General features: G+C 50.6%; 16 protein-coding genes, 1 tRNA gene and 1 pseudogene. 16 read left to right on the top strand and 2 right to left on the bottom strand.

The annotated features are described in order from the left end of the window. The first annotated feature begins 58 nt into the window (after positions 1-58). The 13 genes and pseudogenes from JQN73_RS17590 (at position 59) to JQN73_RS17650 (ending at position 16,457) form a co-directional block, all read left to right on the top strand. Positions 59-1,537 carry a lipopolysaccharide biosynthesis protein gene (locus tag JQN73_RS17590; protein ID WP_205320267.1) on the top strand — a complete coding sequence of 493 codons (1,479 nt, stop codon included), beginning with the start codon at positions 59-61 and terminating at the stop codon, positions 1,535-1,537. A 54-nt stretch (positions 1,538-1,591) separates the two neighbouring features. Next, on the top strand, positions 1,592-2,368 hold the full coding sequence (locus JQN73_RS17595; protein WP_205320268.1) for a WecB/TagA/CpsF family glycosyltransferase: 777 nt from the start codon (positions 1,592-1,594) through the stop codon (positions 2,366-2,368). 80 nt (positions 2,369-2,448) lie between these two features. Beyond that, positions 2,449-3,675 carry a sugar phosphate nucleotidyltransferase gene (locus tag JQN73_RS17600; RefSeq protein ID WP_205320269.1) on the top strand — a complete coding sequence of 409 codons (1,227 nt, stop codon included), beginning with the start codon at positions 2,449-2,451 and terminating at the stop codon, positions 3,673-3,675. Then, positions 3,672-5,090 carry a mannose-1-phosphate guanylyltransferase/mannose-6-phosphate isomerase gene (locus JQN73_RS17605; protein ID WP_205320270.1) on the top strand — a complete coding sequence of 473 codons (1,419 nt, stop codon included), beginning with the start codon at positions 3,672-3,674 and terminating at the stop codon, positions 5,088-5,090. The genes JQN73_RS17600 and JQN73_RS17605 overlap by 4 nt, the downstream gene beginning before the upstream one ends. 145 nt (positions 5,091-5,235) lie before the next feature. Next, positions 5,236-6,629, top strand: a pseudogene (locus JQN73_RS17610) (phosphomannomutase/phosphoglucomutase). Positions 6,630-7,053: 424 nt separating this feature from the next. Next, on the top strand, positions 7,054-7,893 hold the full coding sequence (locus JQN73_RS17615) for a hypothetical protein (protein WP_205320271.1): 840 nt from the start codon (positions 7,054-7,056) through the stop codon (positions 7,891-7,893). Further along, complete coding sequence (locus JQN73_RS17620) at positions 7,890-8,972, top strand: acyltransferase family protein (protein ID WP_205320272.1); 1,083 nt, start codon at positions 7,890-7,892, stop codon at positions 8,970-8,972. Before JQN73_RS17615 ends, JQN73_RS17620 begins: the two co-directional genes overlap by 4 nt. 377 nt (positions 8,973-9,349) lie before the next feature. Further along, positions 9,350-11,239, top strand: a complete 1,890-nt coding sequence (locus JQN73_RS17625) for a collagen-like triple helix repeat-containing protein (protein ID WP_205320273.1) — start codon at positions 9,350-9,352, stop codon at positions 11,237-11,239. A gap of 48 nt (positions 11,240-11,287) precedes the next feature. Further along, positions 11,288-11,821 (top strand): response regulator, encoded by a 534-nt coding sequence (locus JQN73_RS17630; protein ID WP_205320274.1) that lies wholly within the window; start codon positions 11,288-11,290, stop codon positions 11,819-11,821. Further along, positions 11,821-13,122: an EAL domain-containing protein gene (locus tag JQN73_RS17635; RefSeq protein WP_205320275.1), complete on the top strand. Its 1,302-nt coding sequence runs from the start codon at positions 11,821-11,823 to the stop codon at positions 13,120-13,122. The genes JQN73_RS17630 and JQN73_RS17635 overlap by 1 nt, the downstream gene beginning before the upstream one ends. Positions 13,123-13,300: 178 nt before the next feature. Continuing rightward, entirely contained in the window at positions 13,301-14,464 is a 1,164-nt protein-coding gene (locus JQN73_RS17640; RefSeq protein WP_205320276.1) for a glycosyltransferase, read from the top strand. Between the two features lie 189 nt (positions 14,465-14,653). After that, positions 14,654-15,973, top strand: coding sequence for an Nramp family divalent metal transporter (locus tag JQN73_RS17645; RefSeq protein WP_205320277.1), 1,320 nt, complete (start codon positions 14,654-14,656; stop codon positions 15,971-15,973). 408 nt (positions 15,974-16,381) lie between these two features. Beyond that, positions 16,382-16,457 (top strand) — tRNA-Gly (locus tag JQN73_RS17650). Between the two features lie 222 nt (positions 16,458-16,679). Here the strand turns inward: JQN73_RS17650 and JQN73_RS17655 are convergent. Together JQN73_RS17655 and JQN73_RS17660 are read right to left on the bottom strand one after the other, a co-directional pair. After that, positions 16,680-18,122 (bottom strand): catalase, encoded by a 1,443-nt coding sequence (locus JQN73_RS17655; RefSeq protein ID WP_205320278.1) that lies wholly within the window; start codon positions 18,120-18,122, stop codon positions 16,680-16,682. A 372-nt stretch (positions 18,123-18,494) separates the two neighbouring features. Continuing rightward, positions 18,495-19,403: a LysR substrate-binding domain-containing protein gene (locus tag JQN73_RS17660; RefSeq protein WP_205320279.1), complete on the bottom strand. Its 909-nt coding sequence runs from the start codon at positions 19,401-19,403 to the stop codon at positions 18,495-18,497. A gap of 185 nt (positions 19,404-19,588) precedes the next feature. Between JQN73_RS17660 and JQN73_RS17665 the strand changes: the two genes are divergently transcribed. Genes JQN73_RS17665 through JQN73_RS17675 form a run of 3 tightly spaced genes read left to right on the top strand, consistent with a single transcriptional unit; the run spans position 19,589 to position 22,315 of the window. Beyond that, entirely contained in the window at positions 19,589-20,464 is an 876-nt protein-coding gene (locus tag JQN73_RS17665) for a transketolase (RefSeq protein WP_205320280.1), read from the top strand. Continuing rightward, positions 20,461-21,459, top strand: a complete 999-nt coding sequence (locus JQN73_RS17670) for a transketolase family protein (protein WP_205320281.1) — start codon at positions 20,461-20,463, stop codon at positions 21,457-21,459. The genes JQN73_RS17665 and JQN73_RS17670 overlap by 4 nt, the downstream gene beginning before the upstream one ends. Before the next feature lie 10 nt (positions 21,460-21,469). Next, positions 21,470-22,315: an NAD(P)-dependent oxidoreductase gene (locus JQN73_RS17675; RefSeq protein WP_205320282.1), complete on the top strand. Its 846-nt coding sequence runs from the start codon at positions 21,470-21,472 to the stop codon at positions 22,313-22,315. The last annotated feature ends 18 nt before the right edge of the window (positions 22,316-22,333 follow it).

Here is a 22,333-nt window from a genome sequence, read left to right on the forward strand (position 1 = left end):
TAGAACTAAGCCGTAAGGCGATTGCAAGCGCCATGGCCAAGGCCGAGGCCCAGTTGCGATGAAGCTTAACAAAGCGGGCGGCGTGGCGTCAGGATCGATCTGGTCGATCGTGGATAACCTTGCGCAACAAATACTGTCATTCATTATCTTTGCGGTACTGGCACGCTTTCTGGCACCTGATGCTTTTGGCCTGTTGACCGTCGCTCATCTATTTATTTTGTTCACGCGTCTGGTGGTATTCGACGCCATTGCGATGCCTATCGTGCGCACCAAAGAGCCGACCGACAGACTTTATTCGTGGGTATTTACTTGCTGCATGGTGGTCAGTCTATTGCTCGCCGGATTAATGTTCTTTTCGGCCGGCCTGATTTCCTCGCTATTTCGTGCTCCAGACCTGAAGTCCGTTTTGCAAGGCATGAGTGCTTCGGTGGTTTTCTACGGCTTGGTGCGTGCATATGAAGCACGGCTGGTGCGCAACATGATGTTCCGGCAGCTTGCAGTGAGATCGATCCTCTCGGTGTCAGTTGGCGGCGTGGTCGGTATTCTATTGGCGACCAAGGGCTGGGGTGGAATGTCACTGGTTGTCCAGCAAGTCACGGCATCCGGTCTTGGACTGGTGTTGGTGGTGGCGCAAAGCCGCTGGTTACCACGATTGGTTTTTGACCGGTCGTTGATGCGTCGCTATTGGGATGATATTCGGCAAGTAGGGCTGACCGGGATTCTGGGATTTGCAAATACGAATGGCGACTCTCTGTTGGTCGGCATATTTCTTGGACCGTACGCCACCGGTCTTTACAACCTTGCAAAGCGTGTGACTTCATCTGTTTATCTGGTTATTGCCAGTTCGATGCATAAGGTTGCACTACCCGTATTTTCTGATGCAGGAACAGATTTGGCGGCACTACGGAAAGGGTATTTGAAAATACTCGGCATAACTTTCTTTTGCGTTGCGCCATTGTTGTGCTTTCAAGCGGTGTTGGCAAAGCCTTTGGTAGCCGCTGTTTTCGGTGAAAAGTGGTTACCCGCCGCCCCCACCATCGGTGCTCTGGCTATTTTGTATATGCTTTCATCGATCACGCAATTGAATGACTATCTGTTTTTTGCGATGGGAAAAAATCGGATACCGGTGATGGTGGGCATAGCGCAGTTAATGCTGGCGACCGCGCTCGCTTCGATTTTTTACCGTTTCGGACTGATTGGTATGAGCCTGTCATTTTGTGGCGCTTTTCTGTTGGTGTTTCCCATTTCACAAACCTTACTTAATCGCGCGCTTGGTCTCAACGTTCGCATGATGTGGTACGCGCTGGCGCCGCCTTTGATGGGAAGCATCATTCTGTTTTTGGGGTTAGGCACTTATCTCCTATTAGTACCTCAGCACTTCACGGATGTCGTCCTGGTGGGAGGAGGTGTGCTGATCGCCGGTTTGCTGTATCCATTTATTGTGGTAATTACCGGTTGGAAAATCAGAGCAGTGAATAGTTCATGGCACGAGATGCTGCTCGCTGCGTTGCGCTTCCGTCGATTTTTTATGCGCTGAAAAATAAGAGCGTTTGCTGGTTCAATTGAAATGATGAATTTCTCAGGAGTTATCATGAGTGAAGAAAAATTTATTCCGATCGCGGGTTATCCGGTCATTAAAACGACTTCACCGGTATTGGCAAGGTCTTTGCGCCAAATCGTGCAAAGACAAAAAAAAGTATCGCTGTTTTTCGCCAACACGAATTTCATCGTTCAGTGCCGTTATATGTTGGGCACAATGAAAAGTGACTCAGTAAAGATCGTGAATGATGGCATTGGCATGGACATCGCCGCATTCATTTTCCGCCGCGAAAAGTTTCAAGAAAATTTGAATGGTACTGATTTCATACCGTATTTTTTTTCCAGAGCTCAAAGACCTTTGCGCGTGTTTCTGTTGGGGGGAAAGCCAGAAGTCCTGATCAAATCGGCAGAGCATGTACGAGTTTCGTTGGGGCAGACGGTAGTGGGTACCTGCGACGGATACACGGGTATTGAACATGATCATGCTGAGTTGATTGCTGCCATCAATGACGCTCAGGCAGAAGTGGTGTTGGTGGCGCTCGGTAATCCGATTCAAGAGGAATGGATACTGTTGAGTCGTCAGGCGCTGCACGCAAACGTGGTTATCGGGGTCGGCGCATTGTTTGACTTCTGGAGCGGCGACAAAGCCCGTGCCCCCGATTTCGTCCAGCGGACCCGACTTGAATGGCTGTATCGGCTATGCCTTGAGCCGCGCCGTTTATTACGTCGATACACGATCGACATTATGCGATTTCTGCTTCTATGTCGGAAGCATCGCGGTGACAGTTCCAATAGACATACAACACACGCAACAAACCTGAAAGCCTGAAGCGGTGACTTTGCCGGGTACAGGATAGGTAGCAACTTGAAGTTGTTGAAAATATACGGAACTAATTACGAGGTGCAAAAATGAAAGCAATGATATTAGCAGCGGGTAAGGGCACTCGCGTTCGTCCTTTGACCTATGATCTTCCAAAGCCGATGATACCGATTTTGGGAAAGCCAGTGATGGCTTACCTGGTCGAGTTCCTCGCCAGTTACGGCGTGCGCGACATTATGGTGAACGTCAGCTATTTGCATCAAAAAATTGAAGAGTATTTCGGTGACGGAAGTCAGTTCGGCGTTCAGATTGGTTATTCCTTTGAGGGCTATATCAATGAGAGCGGTGAAGTCATCCCGGAGCCCTTAGGTTCGGCAGGCGGCATCAAGAAGATCCAGGAATTCGCCAATTTCTTCGATGACACGACGATCGTGATCTGCGGCGATGCGTTGATCGATCTCGACCTGACTTCGGCATTGTTTGAGCATAAGCAAAAAGGCGCAATGGTCAGCGTTATTACCAAGGAAGTCCCTTGGGATAAAGTCGATAGTTACGGCGTGGTGGTGACCGATCCCGATGGACGGATCAAATCGTTTCAGGAGAAGCCGAAGCAGGAGGATGCACTCTCCAATTTTGCCAGTACAGGCATTTATATCTTTGAACCCGAGGCCATCGATCTGATCCCGGTCGGCACGATGTTTGATATCGGATCCGACTTATTTCCATTGATGGCTGAAAAAGGCTTGCCGTTTTATGCGCAACAACGCTTCTTCAACTGGATCGACATCGGCACGGTAACCGATTACTGGAGCGTGCTGCAGAGTGTTTTACTAGGCGAAGTCGCCCAGCTGGAAGTTCCCGGAACGCAAATCGCCGACGGCGTATGGGTTGGCCTCAACACCAGCATAGACTGGGAGGGAACGACCATTCGAGGTCCGGTATATATCGGTGCCGGTTGCCTGATTGAGTCTGGTTGCACCATTATCGGTCCCACCTGGATTGGGCACGGCAGTCACATATGTACCGGCTCAGAGGTGGTGCGTAGTGTCCTGTTTGAATACACGCGGATATTGCCTGATGCTTATCTGGAAGAAATGGTCGTAGTGAAGGAATATAGCGTGAATCGCGCTGGCGACTTGTTACAATTGCCAGAGTCCGGTAAACATGAGTGGGGCGATGCGCGCGACAAACCGCCGGAAATGGAGCCCGAGGTGCAAGCTGAATTGCACTCTGCGTCGCAATCAAAACCGCCCCAAGCCACCCATCCAAAGAACAGGGCGGAAACCACGGCAGCGTTGCCGTTAGGGGTTTCATGAGAATCTATCCCGTAATCCTTGCAGGAGGTTCTGGAACGCGCTTATGGCCGCTCTCGCGGGAGGCGCTCCCAAAGCAGTTGTTGCCGCTTTGTTCTAATTTTTCGATGCTGCAAGAGACTTTGTTGCGTTTGTCTGAGTGGACCGAGCTGATGCCTCCGCTCATCACCTGCGGTAACGAGCATCGATTTCTCGTGGCGGAGCAATTGCGCGCCATCGGCATCACACCATTGGGTATCTTACTCGAACCGGAAGGAAAAAATACTGCGCCTTCAGTAGCCGCTGCAGCACATTTTTTATTGAAAGATGACAAGGAAGCCCTGATGCTGGTGCTTCCTGCCGACCATGTGATTGCTGACGTTGAAGCTTTTCATGTCGCGGTGCAACGTGCGGCACAAGCGGCGCGTAGCGGTGCTCTGGCGACTTTCGGTATTGTGCCATCCGGTCCGGAGACTGGCTACGGCTATATTCGTCGGGGAAAAGCAGTCGACGGCACTGACGGCTGTTACAGCGTTGAAAAATTCGTTGAGAAGCCCGACCGACCGACAGCCGAGATTTTTGTCGCTGACCCAGCTTATAGCTGGAACAGTGGCATGTTTCTATTTCTGGCATCGCGCTACCTTGAAGAACTGAATGCCTTCCGTCCTGCTATCGCCGACAGCTGTCGGAAAGCGTTTAACGACGCCTATCGTGATCTCGATTTCTGCCGTCTGGACGAGGTTTTTTTTGCCACTTGTCCGTCCGAGTCAATTGACTATGCGGTCATGGAGCACACTGCGCATGCGGTCGTGGTGCCAGCAGAGATAGGCTGGAACGACGTTGGATCGTGGTCTGCCTTGTGGCAAATTCTGGACGACGATATTGACGGAAATGTAGTACGCGGCGACGTGTATACCGACAGCGTCAAGAATTCAATGATTCGGGCGGAAGGTCGCTTCGTGGCGGTGGTTGGCGTCGAGGATCTGATCGTGGTTGAAACCAAGGACGCTGTATTAGTCGTGCACAAGGACCAGGTTCAGAAAGTAAAAAAAATCGTCGACGATTTGAGGACCAACAATCGCACCGAACATCTGAATCACACGAAAGTCTATCGGCCTTGGGGAAGTTATGAAGGCATCGATATTGGGGACCGTTTCCAGGTGAAGCGAATCACCGTCAACCCCGGTGGGAAACTATCGCTTCAAATGCATCATCATCGCGCCGAACATTGGGTAGTGGTCAGCGGAACAGCGCGAGTCACTTGCGGAGAAGAAGAAAAATTCCTTACCGAAAATGAATCAACCTACATTCCGATCGGGGTCAACCATCGGTTGGAAAATCCAGGAAAAATGCCCTTACATTTGATTGAAATACAGTCAGGCGGTTACCTGGGGGAGGACGATATCGTTCGCTTCGAGGACATATACAAACGTAGTTAAGGAAGTTTGTAATTTGCAGGTGCCTGCCTGGGTTCTGCTCTCACCGCGCTATCAGATAACGCGGTTTTACACATTTCCGTTTAAAACGTTTTTCGTTGGGTTTTTAAGTGCCCTAACCATACCCATTTGAACGGACTATAAAGTTATGCTCCCAATCCAAAATTCGATATTCAAAGCCTACGATATCCGAGGCGTCATTGGTAAAACCCTTGACGCCGGTATCGCGCGCCAGATCGGGCAAGCCTTCGGTATGGCAGCCCTTGCCAAAGCTCAAAAGACCGTTGTGATTGGACGTGATGGCCGCTTATCCGGGGCGGAAATGACCGCGGCCCTGGCAGCAGGATTGCAAGACGTGGGTGTGGACGTGATCGATCTGGGCATTGTCGTTACGCCCATGGTGTATTTTGCGACCCATGTGCTGGGATCGCAATCTGGCGTCATGGTGACCGGCAGCCACAATCCCCCTGATTACAACGGCTTCAAAATGGTCCTTGCGGGCGAGGCAATTTATGGCGAGACCATTCAGGCGTTATATCAGGCGATCATTTCGCACGATGTAAAAAAAGCCGTCGGACAGGCCGTGCAGGGTGGGAGTTACAGCACCCACGATATCAAGGACGCGTATCTGCAACGGATTTTGAGCGACGTGACACTGGCGAAGCCGATGAAGATCGTGGTCGATTGCGGCAATGGGGTGGCGGGTGCGTTCGCAGGAGAGTTGTATCGCGCATTGGGATGCGAAGTGCAGGAACTGTTTTGTGAAGTCGACGGTACCTTTCCGAATCATCATCCGGACCCTGCGCACCCGGAAAATTTACAAGATGTTATTCGGGCGCTCCAAACGACCGATGCAGAAATCGGGCTGGCATTCGATGGCGATGGCGATCGACTGGGGGTGGTCACCAAAGACGGTCAGATCATTTATCCGGATCGGCAGTTGATGCTCTTTGCCGCTGATGTGCTGACCCGGCATCCCGGCCAGGAAATTTTATATGATGTCAAATGCACGCGCCATCTGGCACCATGGATTGCCCAGCACGGTGGCAAGCCGCTGATGTGGAAGACCGGTCACTCGTGGTGAAAGCCAAGATGCGTGAGACCGGTGCGCCGCTGGGTGGCGAAATGAGCGGACATGTATTCTTCAAAGATCGCTGGTATGGCTTTGACGATGGTTTGTATGCCGGCGTTCGATTGCTGGAATTACTCAGCCGCGAGAGCGATCCATCGGCGGTTCTGAATGCGCTGCCGCAATCGTCCAGTACCCCCGAATTGCAACTCACTCTGGCCGAAGGCGAAAATTTCGCATTGATTGCAGCGCTGCAGCAGCAAGCGGATTTTCCCGGCGCCGACGACATCATCAAGATCGATGGTTTGCGCGTTGAGTATCCGGACGGCTTTGGATTGGTACGGGCATCGAACACCACACCGGTGGCAGTCATGCGCTTTGAGGCCAAATCGGATGCTGCACTGGCACGGATACAAGCGGAATTCAAGCGCGTGATTCTTTCGGAAAAACCAGATGCCGTTCTGGCTTTTTAAGGAGAGCCTATTGCGAATACATCCTAACTTTTATAAAAAAACTTAATACCACATTACGCAGAACCCTCAGGCAACGAAGAAAACTGTTTATTTGATGTTCGGTCAGATCAGAATTCAGGTTAACAAGAAATTAATCCAAGAAAGATAAAGCATGCGATCTCTAATGATAACGGCCCATGACTATAGGTCCCGACGACGCGTTAGCGTGCATTTTATAGCGGCCGAATTAAAAAAATACGGTCCGACCAGTTTTTTTTCTTGCCAATACAGTTTTCTGTCACAGCTAAAATCTGATCCCAGGAAGTCGTTAAATAGTCTCGCAAATAAAGTCGGCTTGCGTGATGGTGTCAGCTGTTTTCTATGGAAGACATTTATCCATCCGTTCAATACGCGGAAAAATATTTTCGCCCCAATAGAAAATTTCTTGTTTAGACGCTACGTTAATAATCCTAATCCGGTCTTGGTCGAGTGGATAAAAAGTGCGGACGTTATCATCTTCGAAAGTGGCATCGCTCCTATTTTTTTTGATCTTGTTAAACGTTTGAATCCGCAGGCTAAGACTATTTATCTTGCTTCGGATGACCTTGCTACGATCAATGTTGCAGCGTATGTCAAGGAAACTTTCGCGCAGGTTGGCCCCAAAATGGATGCCATTTGCCTGACTTCGCCTCTCATGGCCGATGAGATGCCTGGTCTGGAAAATTGCTACGTGGTCCCGCATGGTTTTGATTACTCGGTGGAAGATCACGCAGACCCGTCACCATACGGGCCGGGACTGCATGCCGTATCGGTTGGATCGATGTTGTTCGATCCGGATTTCTTTGTCATCGCATCGAGACTTTTTCCTGAGGTGACGTTTCATGTTATCGGGTGTGGTATGAGCGCGCACCCGGACTTCGGAAAGAACGTTATTGTGCATGACGAAATGCCACACCGCCTTACGCTGCCCTACATCAAACATGCATCAGTGGGAGTTGCACCCTATCGCTCGGCGAACGTCCCGCGCTATCTTTCCGATACCTCCATGAAGCTGATGCAATACGATTTTTTTAAATTGCCTTCAGTTTGTCCGGAGGGCGTGGTGGGTGATTATGCTTCGCGCTTTGGTTATACGCCCGGGGATGCCGATTCAATTTTGCGCGCTATGCAAGGTGCCTTGGCAGCGCCGCGTCTGGCACCCGAAAAAGCACATTTGACGTGGCCCGAGGCGGTTGAACGGCTATTGGCACCAGACCTGTTTTCGGATACGAGATTGGTGTCGTGAGCATTGGAACACTAGAACCGCGGAGCGCCAACCTGGGGGCGCCGCGTATAAAGGCCGCGGTTAATCACTTCGGCTTTATCGATAATGCCAAAGCCATCGGTATTGCCCTTATTGTTATTGGGCATAGCAAAGGATTGCCGGGTTACCTGTCACATTTCATCTTCAGCTTTCACGTGCCGCTATTCTTTTTTATTTCCGGATTTCTGATTAAATCTACTAAATTAGAGACAACAATCTTCAACAATTCAAAAAAAGTATTACAAAATATAGGCATACCTTATGTTCTATTTTTTTTGTTTGCATTTATATACTGGCTGGCTACGCGCAATATTGGCGCGAAGGCACTAATATATTCAGGGACCGCATGGTATGCGCCCATTGGCGGTTTTGTGACAGGCCACGAGTCCGATTTATATGTCGACCCCCCGTTGTGGTTTTTCCCTTGCTTTCTATCCACAGTCATTGCTTATCATGCGTCGCGTAAATTTTTCTCGACGACGACCTCAACCTGGTTATTTTTAGCCTTGGCAGGTTCTATTTCATTACTGTGGCAATCGACCTCCTATAAAACGCCTTTAGGCTTAGCCCCCATGCTAATTGCGTTGGCGTTCTATGCTTTCGGGCAGACTGTTCGGGAGAAAAACTATTTTCTCAGAATAAAGCTTTCCCACCTGGTTTCATTGTTTCTTTTCGCAATGGTGCTACTGGTTTTTTTTGTATCAAAAAATGGCCCTGTTGACCTCGCAAATATGCGTTTTGGATTGTGGCCAGCACTTTATCTACCTACCGCCATGTTAGGAATTTTCGCGACATTTTCTATTTCTCGTTTATTGCCATCATCGAGAATAACGAGGTGGCTATCAGCAAATACGCTAACCATTTTTCCTTTGCACTTCATTTTTTTCAGCCTGATTCGAGGTATCGCGACTTCTCTGCACATGGTTCCCAAAGATTATGACTACGGCTTCGGATGGAGTTTGATGAGCAGCGCTTTAGCGATTCTACTTTGTGTTCCGGCCGTTTTTATTTTGCGCCTGTTGCCATTGCCGACCGATAGTTTTGGCCGTAACAAAGCCTAGGCTGCTGCTAAGTTGAATAGCTTCGGAGGTAGCTATCGACTGGCTATTTTCGGCTAAAAATTAACGCATCGAATGGTGCGAAGGTCCTGTTTTTCAATTTCGTAAGGGAGTGATGGCCGACGCATGCGATGGCCCGGTGTTCCTTGATGTTACGTAACGTGTAACGGCCAGATATCTACGCTTGTACAAATCAAAAATAAGGCAAAAAAGCCAAATTAAATATTCTTAGTCATTGATTTAAAAGGTTAATTTTACAAAAATAAATAAACGGCTGGGCGATTGGATACGGACGTTTTTACGATATTTTTCGCTGGTATGTAATTTGCATTAACGAGCCAAAGCAGGCTTTTTCTGCGTTACAAAATGGGAGAAATATCATGAAAACTACGCAAAAAAGAACACTCGTCGCGGTATCACTATTGTTCGCCGGCTTGTTGTCGGGATGTGCTGGCAACGGCACCTTAGGCAAGGTTGGTGGAGCGAGTAGTGGTACTGCAGCCGCTGGAACCACCGGCACAAGTGGTGGAACTACTGGAGGTGGATCCACAGGTGGCGCTGGCGGAGCCACTGGAGGCTCAGGAACAGATGGCGGCACAGGAACATCGGGCGGCACAGGAACAGCTGGCACTAATGGTTCTAACGGCACGAACGGCACGAACGGCACTAGTGGTTCTAATGGTTCTAACGGTTCGAATGGTGCGAATGGCGCAAACGGCGCCACTGGTGCCACCGGCCCAACCGGCGCTACCGGTCCAACCGGGGGCACCGGCCCAACTGGCCCAACCGGGGGCAATGTCCCTCCGGGCGGCAATAGCAATGCCTCTACTTCAAATCTCCTTTCGAACACAGGCTCAGTCATATCCAGCGTAGGAACTGCAGTGAATGGGCTGAGTACAACATTGACTAGCCAATTGCCCTTGTCCTCTGCTGCAACCAACGATTTGAATGGTGTTGTCAGCAACGGTAGCGGAATCTTGACAACGCTCGGCGCTGGCGTAACCACTGGCCTTGGACAAATTGGGACTGCAACTGACCCGGTCGGTATCACCGTCGGAAGTGTCGGTGGGGTGATTGGCAAGGTTGGCGATACGGCTCAAAGCGCGGGCCATTTGGTCGCTGATTTGGGTAGCGGTCAGCTTGCGGCTCTGGCTCCGGTCACGACGCCGGTTGGGGGCTTGGTAATCGCGGTCGGGGGTGTCGTCAAAGAAGTCGCAGGACCCTTGACCCAAACATTGACTACCGGGCCGGTTGAACAGATCACGTTGGCATTAAGCACTGCTATCGTTCCTTTGACCAGTACGGTTAACACAGTGACACAAACGATCGGCAACACCACAGGCCTTAACCAACCTGTTAATGGCCTGCTTGTTACGGTTGGTGGCGCTTTAGTCGCGGCTGGCAATCAGGTGAGCGGTTCGAATACGCCAGTATCCGCAGGTTTGGGTGGCGTTGTTACGACTACCGGTAACACGGTGATCGGCCTGGCTAATAACAGCTTGACCAATAGTTTACAACCGTTATTAGGCAACCAGGTCAATGGCTTTTTGGGTGGACTGGGCGGCACGGCAGGCGCAGGTGGTAATCCTTTGACCTCGGTAACCGGCCTGCTTGGTAACCTGACCGGCGGGTTGGGTGGCGTTACCGGGACAGGTACCGATCCATTAGCAGCGCTGACTAGCTTGGTCAGCGGCGCCACGGGTACTTTAGGCGGCTTGCCAAGCGCGCCTGGTGTTGGATCGCTGACTTCTGTGACGGTATTGGTTAATAGCCTGACTAGCCCGCTGAGTGGCATAGCCGGTACGCCAGGCGCCGGTTTATTGTCGCCACTGACCGGACTGATCAGCGGTTTGACCGGTACATTAAACGGCGTGTCCGGTACTACGTCGGGCGTCGGTTCATTAGCCTCATTGACAGGCGTGGTAAGCGGTTTAACAACCACAATAAGCGGTGTTGCAGGTGCCCCAGGCGCTGGCTCATTGGCGCCTGTAACCGGATTGGTTGGCACCCTTGCCACCACATTAAGCGGTGTTACCAGTGGTTCTGCCGGCGCTGGCTCTCTGACGCCAGTGACGGGCGTTATTACGAGTCTGACTGGTACGTTAAGCGGTGTAGTGACTCCTGGTGCCGGAGCATTGGCACCGGTAACAAGCATCGTGAGTGGCTTGACTAGCGGAGTTAGCGGCTTAACTGGCTCTGCTGGCACCGGCCCATTGGCCCCTGTAACAGGGCTGCTCAACGGATTGCTCGCCGCCTCGCCTAAAAAGTAAGTATGTTATCGGCGCAAAAAAACCTTGGTTTATAGGGTTTTTTTGCGCGTGAAGAGCGAACACAACGTCGACGAGTTGGGAACAATTTTTGATGGTCCCCATAAGCGATTGAGGAAAATAAATTCACCAAATATGATGAAAGAACAACCTCGAATTGTTGTCGTCGAAGACGATAAAATGCATCAAAAACTGATTGTTCACCAGTTGAGGCATATTGGTTTTAATCCCGTAGAAGTGCTATCGAACGGCGCAGAAGCATCCGCGTGGCTATCCGAAAACAGCTGTGAGATTATCTTCACAGATTGTCAGATGCCGATCATGGACGGGTACGAAATGACCGAAAGAATAAGGCAGCGTGAAGAAAATACTGACGGACATTTAACCATCATCGCTGTTACCGCAAACAAAATAGAAGGAAATAAAGAGCGTTGCTTGAAAGCTGGAATGGATCGTTACATCGCGAAACCCGCGTCTATCGCCTCATTAAAAGAAGTTTTGCAACGATGGATCGTGGCTGACATTCCGTTGAGTCACGACAGCGGTCCGCTAGCAGTACAGCGCGGCCAAACAAGATTGGTCTAATGAAAATTCCTTATCCCATCTTTTCTGATCAAAAGATTTTGGTCCTTGAAAAAAATGACAGTCAGCGCACGACGCTCATAATGTATTTAAAAGTTATCGGCGTGGGAACTGTCGTTGAGGCAGCCAATGGCCATCAGGCGTTAGCACTGCTGGATGGTAATGCCCAGGAGTTTGATTTTACGATCTGTGATTTACGAATGGACGGTATGGATGGGATAGAATTTTTACGTGCAGCACCGCGTGCGAAGATAGGTCGCGTTATTTTTTCATCTGCGGTGGACGATGAACTGCTGAGTTCTGCGGAAGAAATTGTAAGGGGTTACGGGATAAGACTTTCCGGTCGTCTGAGCAAGCCAATCGACTTCTTATATCTGAAAAGTCTCATATCGCCGGTCTTGAACCCGCAAAAAGCTGAATATGTATATCGGAAAAGATTGCAGTTCCAGTGCTGGACTAAAGAAGATCTCAGCATAGCGCTAAGGCGCGGCCAATTTGTTCCTTATTTTCAGCCAAAATTGGATTTTTTGACCGGTGCACCAGTCGGGGTAGAGATATTGGCACGCTGGATGCATCCGGATCATGGCGTGATTGCGCCATCGCAATTCATCCCCTTGATGGAGTCTGCTGGTCTGATTGATCAGTTGACGGAAGATCTGTTGTGCAACGCTCTTGGATGTACCAAAAAATGGTATTCGGACAGGCCGGAGATCAGCATTTCCATTAACGCCTCGCCATTGACGCTGGAAAATATTGCAATACCCAACAGGTGGCTCGCCATAGTCAACGCGCACCAGGTTAATCCTGAGCGTATCACTATCGAGGTCACCGAGACAGCACTTCCGAAAAACTATCGAGGGCTGCTGGAGTCAGTTACGCGATTGCATATGCACGGTTTCAGTTTGTCGCTTGACGACTTCGGCACCGGTTATTCCTCATTGCAGCAACTTAGCCAGATGCCGTTTAACGAAGTTAAGGTCGATCAATCGTTTATCGCTGCGGCGCGAAAATATAAACGATCAACCGTGATTCTGCGTTCGATGGTCGATTTGGCTAAAAAACTTCATCTCCGCACAGTCGCAGAAGGGATCGAATACGAAACTGATGTGACGTTATTTCAGGAGCTTGGTTTTGATGTGGGACAGGGTTTTCATTTCGCAAAACCAATGTCCGGGGAAGATCTGGTCCGCTGGCTTTTGATTGAGAAAATGACGCCGCGCAGAGTGCCAAATGTGATTTCAATACCGAACATATCTCAGCTTGCCAAGCCTGATCGTGGCCACAAGGCATTCATGTGGGGTTGAGCGCAATTTGTTTTAGATCGACCGTTGTCGGGAATATTTTTTGGAGGTATAGCGAGTCGAAACAGGTTTTAAGATTATGCGTCGGTACGGGTCAGATTTAATTCTTGCCGTAGTCATCGTGTACCGTGGTTAAAAAAGATCAAACATAAGATCGATTAAGAAAAAAATGGTTAATACGATGAACATATTAAACATGGCTTGCTATGGCGGGGCGTCCGCAATAATTAGTTTTGCGAGCAGTGTACTGATCGTGCTTTCGCAACATTGGCACGGCAAGCACTCTTTAGATCATGATTTAACGGGTGTACAGAAATTCCACGCGATAGCGGTTCCGCGGATCGGTGGTATCGCCGTCATGACCGGCCTCATTTTTGCGACTCTATTGTGCTTTATCACCGGTCCGGCAAACGGTAACGCTATCGGTATCCTCGACGTTTTTAAATTAATCCTGGCCAGTTGCCCAATATTTTTTGTGGGAACATTGGAAGATCTCACCAAAAAAGTGTCGGTCAAATCGCGCTTGGGGGCAAGTGTTCTATCTGCGCTGTTAGCCAGCTGGTTACTGGGCGCGACTGTTCACGGTCTCGATATATGGGGCCTGGACAGGTTATTGATTATTATGCCAATCGCTGTTGTGGTAACTGCTTTCCTGGTCGCGGGAGGAACCAATGCGATCAATATTATCGATGGTTTTCATGGTATCTCCGCAACCGTTGTCATCATCATGTTGGCTGCTTTGGGATTTCTCGCGTGGCGTTGTGGTGATGCGCTGGTGACTCAAACGGCGCTATTGGCAGGCGGAGCAGTGTTTGGTTTCCTGCTGGTGAATTATCCGACCGGGCGACTGTTTGTCGGTGATGGCGGCGCGTATCTCTCAGGATTTTTGGTGTCAGAAGTCATGGTTTTACTTCTGACGCGCAATCCTTCGATCAGCGCCTGGCAAGTGCTGGGAATCTGCGCGTATCCCGTTATCGAGGTGTTATATAGTATTTATCGTAGAAAAATCATCCGAAAAATGAGTCCCGGGCACGCGGACGGTTTGCATCTTCATACGCTGATTTATCGTCGTGTGGTGTGTCAACGACTTCGTCACAATCCAGCCAGGCCATGGTTACGTAATGCTGCGGTTGTTTGCTTTATCGGTCCGTGGGTGGCGGTCATGTCCGTCTTTGCTGTGTTTGCCGGGGATACCATTCCTAACGCGTTGATAATCGTGGTGGCTCAGGTCGTCCTGTATATGGCGATCTATACGCGTTTGGTGCGAGGTTACTGGGGACGCCGCTCGGTGCGAGCTTGCTCCACCAGCTTGTTGATCGTAGCCGATGTTGAACTTCCACATTGATCCGGGACGAAGCGCATGACTGAATAGCGCTTCACCGGTGCAAGCCAGCATTTTTACGTTCGGGGACATCCGTCGACATAGTGCGACGTAAAGTCGTTACACTTGTGATGAAATTATCGGACCGCTCCAGTATTGATTGGCGCCAGCCATCTAATTGGATCAAATTCATCCTCGTGTATTGAAAGAATTATGTTTCGTCTGCCCACTACGGCCACTGCGCCGTTCTGCCCCTCTGAAGTAGTCGGTACTGTAACCGTTTCGTCTGGTGCGCCGTTATGGCGAAAAATATGGCGTTTTGCCGGCCCGGGGCTTCTGGTTTCAATTGGCTATATGGACCCCGGCAACTGGGCAACCGATATTCAGGCCGGATCACAGTATGGTTACAGTTTGTTGTTCGTGGTGATTTTATCGAGCCTTGCTGCGATCGTATTGCAGTGTCTTAGTATGCGGCTCGGAATCGCTACGCAAAAAGATCTGGCGGTGCACTGTCGTGAACAATACAGCCCTCGTACCGGAAAAACACTTTGGTTTTTTGCAGAGATTTCCATTATTGCGTGTGACGTTGCCGAGGTGCTCGGAAGTGCACTTGCGTTCAAACTGCTTTTTGGCGTGTCGCTGGTGACTGGCGTATTGCTGACCGCCTTCGATACGATTATTGTGCTGGGACTTAAGGGGAAAGGCTTTCGTCAGATTGAGGCCATCATTCTCGGTCTGATTATCACCATCAGTGTTTGTCTGTTTGCCGAACTCCTGTTTGTGAAGCCCGACTGGAGCGCGGTCGCCGCAGGTGCGCTCCCATCTTTGAAAGCATTGGCCGGTGAGGAGCGGCTTTATCTTGCAATTGGTATTCTCGGTGCAACGATCATGCCGCACAATTTGTATTTACACTCATCGATTGTGCAGACTCGTGTCGTTGCCAACAATGATCGCAGTCGACAACAGGCAATCTGGTTTTCGCGACTGGATACAGTATTTTCGCTTATGGTCGCGTTGCTCATCAATGTGGCGATTTTGGTTCTGGCTGGTGCAGCTTTTCATACTGGCGGCAGCCATATCGCGGTGGAGATCGATGAGGCCTTCCATTTACTAGATCCCATTGCAGGTACCGCGGCGGCAGGAATTTTGTTTGGTGTGGCATTGCTGGCGTCGGGGCAAAGCTCCACATTTACCGGAACAATAGCAGGCCAGGTCATTATGGACGGTTTTCTAAAAATCAAGATACCGTGCTGGCAGCGCCGTTTGATTACCCGCAGCCTTGCCTTGGTGCCCGCGTTGATCGGCGTGCTGCTGCTGGGGGAGCATTCAGTCGGCCGCTTGTTGGTCATGAGCCAGGTGGTATTAAGCCTGCAACTGCCTTTTGCGATGTATCCGTTGATTAAACTCACCGGTCGTCGCGACTTGATGGGCGTTTTTGCAAACACAGTGACAACGTCCGTGCTAGCCTGGGCATTGTTCGTCATCATTTCGGCTGCTAACATCTGGTTGGTTTACCAGGCATTTAGCCTGTGAGTCGATAGTGCAATTTGTCCGCGCCATGGGACTGAATTTCCAGGCGGACAACAGGGCACGCAAAAAGATATTTCAAAAGTTTTCGAATATTTTTTTATTGAATTGATTTTTTCGGTAATTTAGTGTGATAATTATGTCATTGCACCACGGTGGTCGTTTGAGACTGTAGGCTAATAGCGACGCTTTTAAGCTAAAGTTTGGGTGTGATGATATTAAATTTAATAAGATGTTGTGTGTTTTAGATAGTGCTGCTATACTTCGGTCCTTCGTTAGTTAGCTTTAAATGTGTTTTGCAAGTTTTTAGTAAAGCATAGCCGATACAAGAGTAGATTCACCTTTCGCCGAGGTCACTCTCCAGATAGGTTTGGATTTCGGGAATCTCCTCCTGTATCGGTTAGCAAAGAAAATGCGGGAGTAGCTCAGTTGGTAGAGCGATACCTTGCCAAGGTATAGGTCGAGAGTTCGAGCCTCTTCTCCCGCTCCAAAATAAGAAAGGAAGCCCAAAAGGCTTCCTTTTTTTGGTTTTAGCCCTAGTTTTAGTGTTGATTGATGACTGCTCTAAGGGAGTTTTTCAACATAGGTAACTCGCGTCAGGATTCGTTGCCGCAGCGTCGCACTACTCAAAACGACTTCGTCGAAAAAAAGCTCCCGCTGTATTTCACAGCGGGAGCTTTTTGAGATCAAACTGAATCAATTTGCAGAAGCTTTATTTGTTGTTACTCAACAGACTCAAAGCCTTGGCCACCCCAGCACCATAGGCAGGATCAGCTTTGGTGCAATTGCCGATATGGCGCGCCTGGATCTCTTTGGAGGCACCGCCTACGGAGCGCGCAGTGTTATCGAACAGCACTTGTTGCTGCGATGGCGTCATCAATTGGAACAAAGCGCGCGGCTGCGAATAATAGTCGTCATCGACGCGATGATTCCAATGATCAGCTGCACCTTCCAACGCCAGCGGCGGTTCGGAGAAATCGGGCTGTTCTTGCCAGGCGCCTTTGCTATTTGGCTCGTAACCAACCGTACTGCCGGCATTACTGTCGACCCGCATGGAGCCGTCACGGTGATAGCTATTAACAGGGCATCGTGGTGCATTCACCGGAATCTGGTGGTGATTGACGCCCAGGCGATAGCGTTGCGCATCACCATACGAGAACAAGCGACCTTGCAGCATTTTATCCGGCGAGAAGCTAATACCGGGCACGACATTGGCTGGAGAAAAAGCAGCCTGCTCAACATCGGCAAAGTAGTTTTCTGGATTGCGATTCAACTCCATTACGCCGACTTCGATCAACGGGTAATCCTTGCGTGGCCAGACCTTGGTCAGATCGAAAGGATTAATATGATACGAACCAGCATCTTTTTCCGGCATGATCTGAACGAACAATTTCCAGGTCGGGAAATCTTTTTTATCGATGCTTTCGAGTAAATCGCGTTGGGCACTTTCACGATCAGTACCAACCAATGCAGACGCTTCGGCATCCGTCATATTTTCAATACCTTGCATGGTCTTGAAAGTAAACTTAACCCAGTTACGTTCATTTTTTGCGTTTATGAAACTGAACGTGTGGCTGCCGAAACCATGCATGTGACGATATGAGCGTGGCAAGCCGCGGTCGCTCATCACAATGGTGACTTGATGCAAAGCTTCCGGCAACAGGGTCCAGAAATCCCAATTGTTATCGGCGCTGCGCATATTTGTTTTTGGATCGCGTTTGACTGCCCGATTCAAGTCAGGAAATTTCATTGGATCGCGCAAAAAGAACACTGGGGTGTTATTGCCGACCAGATCCCAGTTGCCTTCTTCCGTATAAAATTTTAACGAGAAACCGCGAATGTCGCGTTCTGCATCTGCCGCACCGCGTTCGCCGGCGACGGTGGAAAATCGTGCAAACATCTCCGTTTTTTTACCAACTTCTGAAAAAATCTTGGCCTTGGTGTATTGGGTGATGTCGTGCGTAACCGTAAATGTGCCGAAAGCACCGGATCCTTTTGCGTGCATGCGACGTTCCGGGATTACTTCGCGGTCAAAGTGGGCTAATTTTTCAAGAAACCATACGTCCTGTAGCAATGCAGGCCCACGCGGTCCAGCCGTTTGAATGTTCTGATTATCTGCTACCGGTGCGCCGGCGGCAGTTGTGAGCTTATTCATGCGTTTCCTTTTTATGTACGGGAAGAGAGGAGTCTCTGGTGCAGAGTATTACCTATTTCGTAAAATAGGTAAAATTAATTAAATATACTGATTCGATAGTTTTTTCGATTTATGACTAACTCGCTATGTGGTATTCGGAGTAAAGAGGGTCGGATCGATATTTATTAAACTCTCAATGATTGACTTGCTTTAAGAGAGTTAGATGTCAAAAATGCACTAATTCTCCAGGTAAATGATACACCTTGGCACCTATAATGTACACGATCGAGTTGGTCGTTGCCCGCATTGGTACGTTTCGGCGAAGGATTAACGGCTCGAAGCCTGATTCATGTCAATCCCTTCTGAACGCTGGCTAAAGAAGACTTAGCATCCCTAATCATCAATAGCACCGCCTTTTTCGTCAATTCCCATTTGATCGAGCAGCCATCTTTTGAATATCTCAAAGGCAGCGTGGTAATGAAGACGTTTCGGATAGACCAGGTAATGTCCGATATATCGAATCTCCTGGGTGCTGCCGATCAACGGCGTCACCAGCGTTCCCTGCTTTAACTCCCGCTCTCCGAGCAGCGTTGATTCCAGGACTACACCAAGCCCATCAACCGCCGCAGCGATCGCCATCAGACTGCGATCGAAGTGAAGCCCGTAGTGATGTGGTGGCGTCAGATGATTAGCCTCAAACCATCCCTTCCATTGCAGAAGCTGTACGTCGCATTGAATCAGGGTCTGCGCGTATAAATCTTCGGGGTATTGAATGCGGGCTGCCAGTTCAGGGGAACAAAGCGGCATCAGTCTTTCTACCGCCAGCGGAATTTTCTCGTAGGCAGATGCCTTGGGCTCGCCATACACAATGTCCAGATCGAAATTATCTTCTTCAAAGCGCGCGTAATCGGTACTCGCCGAGATTTGTAAATCGATATTCGGATTTGCCCGTACAAAGTCAGAAAGTCTGGGTAGCAGCCATTGCGTAGCGAAGCTTGGCGCTGTGTGCAGCCTGAGCGGACTTGGTTCATCGAGCGTGATAAGGGCCAGGCCGCGCCGCATTTCCTCTAGTCCACGTTGAACGTGCTCCAAAAGGATGGCGCCCTGGCGCGTGAGTTTCACCTCGCGCGTGCTCCTGTCAAATAGCCGCAGGTTGATCGTGTCTTCGAGCTTGCGAATTGAGTGGCTGACTGCACTGGGCGACAAGCCCAGCTCTTCCGCCGCAAGCGCAAAGGACGCCGTCCTTCCCGCCGCTTCGAAGATACGAAGGAATGGCAGCGGCAACTTTGGATTCATTTTCATTTATGAATTTTATTCATCTATAAGTGCAATCGTTTCTTTTGTCAGCGACTTAGCGCGATGATACGCTGCCGTTACTGTATTTTTGTCGACATTAAGTGAATTATACACACCTGTAACCTGCCAGTCGCAGCGGGTTGCAACGGGTTTTACCGCATTAAACATTCCAACAATTAAGGATGGAGACGATGACACTTAGCACCGAATGCCTTCCGGCAACTGAATCAGTTCATACTAAACTCGCCCGTCACGCTTATCGCATTCGCCGCTTTGCATTACGCATGGGCGAAGTGCAAGGCCAGGGTTATATCGGGCAGGCGTTAGGGCTGGCCGATGTGCTGGCGGTGGCTTATTGCCACGCCATGAAACTGCGCCCTGACGATCCCGAGTGGGAAGGGCGTGACCGCTTTTTGCTCTCGCACGGGCACTACGCCATAGCGCTCTATGCAGCGATGCTGGAAGCGGGCATCCTTAAGGAAGAGGAGCTTGAGTCCTACGGTTTCGACGATAGTCGCCTGCCGATGTCTGGCATGGCAACTTATACGCCGGGCATGGAAATGTCGGGTGGCTCGCTCGGTCAGGGACTGACGATCGCCGTCGGCATGGCGCTCGGATTGCGGCATAAAAATAATCCGGCATTTGTCTACAACTCAATGTCGGATGGCGAACTGGACGAAGGTGCGACCTGGGAAGGTGCTTTGTCCGCGAGTCACCATAAGTTGAGCAATCTGATCGTGCTGGTCGATATTAATCGTCAGCAGGCAGACGGCAGTTCGCACGACATCCTCAACTTTGAACCGCTTGCCGATAAATGGTTGGCGTTCGGCTGGCACGTTCAGCGCATCAACGGCAACGACCTGAACGCGGTTATTACAGCATTCGATGTGGCACGTGCGCTGAAAGACCCGGTACCGCGTGTAATCCTGATCGATACCTTGATGGGCAAAGGCGTGCCGTTTTTGGAAACGCGTGAGAAGAACCACTTTATCCGGGTGGAAGCGGGTGAATGGAAAGAAGCCATCGCTTTGCTCGATGCATCACAACCTGAAGGAGATCGCGCATGAGCGCCATTATCACCAAGCCGCGTCTGACGACCTCGGCCATGATCGCGTCGATAGCAGCAGAAGGACAGCGCACTATTAATGCACCGTTTGGTCATGCACTGATTGCAGAAGCGGCCAAGCGGCCCAACATCGTCGGCATGACTGCCGACTTGTCAAAATACACTGATCTGCATATTTTTGCCAATGAACACCCGGATCGCTTCTTTCAAATGGGCATGGCAGAACAGCTGCTGATGGGGGCTGCAGGCGGTATGGCGAAGGAAGGGTTCATCCCGTTTGCCACGACCTACGCCGTATTTGCAACCCGCCGTGCCTACGATTTTATCCATCAGGTGATCGCCGAAGAAAATCTTAACGTGAAGATTTGCGCAGCGCTGCCAGGCTTGACGACCGGTTATGGACCCAGCCATCAGGCCACTGAGGATATCGCGATGATGCGCGGCATTCCGGGGATGACCATCGTCGATCCGTGTGATGCGCTCGATACGGAGCAGGCAGTGGCGGCCATCGCTGCGCACGTCGGACCGGTGTACATGCGGCTGCTGCGCGGTAAAGTACCGCTGGTATTGGACGAATACGACTATAAGTTCGAACTCGGCAAAGCAAAACTGCTGCGCGACGGCAAGGACGTGCTGATCATCTCCTCTGGCATCATGACCATGCGTGCACTGGAAGCGATGAATGAACTCGCAGACGGCAGCGCAGAAGTCGCAGTGTTGCACGTCCCAACCATTAAACCGCTCGATACTGCAACCATCATCGAGCAGTGCAGCCGTCCAGGACGTCTCGTGATCGTGGCAGAAAATCACAGCATTGTCGGTGGCTTGGGCGAAGCCGTCGCTACCACATTGATGCAAGCCGGTGTTCACCCGACGTTCCGGCAGATTGCGTTACCTGACGAATTTCTCGCCGCCGGTGCGCTTCCCACCTTGCATGATCGATACGGCATATCAACGTCATCGATTGTCGCCACAATTAAACGCTGGCTAGCTTAGGAGAATCAGTATGAATGTCACTTTTGCAGGAGTTGGCGCAATCGGCCTGCCGATGGCAATTCGGATTCAAGGCGCTGGGCACACCGTTACGGGCGTGGATGTATCGCCAGTGGGAGTCACTAACGCGCAAGCGAGCGGCATGAACGCGGTAGCCGGTTTCTCGCTAGCGCCGAAGGCCGATATCGTCGTCGTGATGGTCGCGACACCGCAACAACTAGCCACATTGGTTAGTGACGTCGGCGGAGCGGCAGATGGTCAGCTCTGGCTTGTAATGTCTACCGTCGGTCCCGATAGTGTGCGTGAACAGGGCGCTATCTTACGTGCCGCTGGCGCACGCGTCGTGGACGCGCCCGTCACCGGCGGCACGGCTCGGGCCAAGACCGGTGAGCTGGTTATTTTTGCCTCCGGCAGTAACCAGGATGTTGAATCTGCGTTACCTGTCTTGCGCGCAATGGGTACCGTGCGAGAGACCGGCGAACGACTCGGCGACGGGCAGAGCATCAAGGTAGTGAATCAACATCTGTGCTCGGTACATATCGCAGCCGCCGCCGAAGCCCTAAGTCTGGCACGTTCGCTGGGATTGGACCCCGCCGCAGTGTTGGGACTTGTAGAAAAAGGTGCAGCCGGTTCATGGATGCTGTCCGATCGTGGTCCGCGCATGCTTGCCGGTACTGATGTGGAAGTCACGAGCTCGATCAACATTTTCGTGAAGGACAGTGGGCTGGTTGCCTCTGCAGGGAAGGCCTGCGGTGCACAGTTACCGTTGCTCACTCTCGCGCATGAACGATTCTCCCAGGCGGCGGACGCGGGACTAGGCCTGCGCGATGATAGTCGGGTGATTGAGACCTGGGCCTGAGCGAAACGTTAGCACAAG

The sequence above is a fragment of the Glaciimonas sp. PAMC28666 genome, assembly GCF_016917355.1.
GTDB lineage: Bacteria > Pseudomonadota > Gammaproteobacteria > Burkholderiales > Burkholderiaceae_D > Glaciimonas.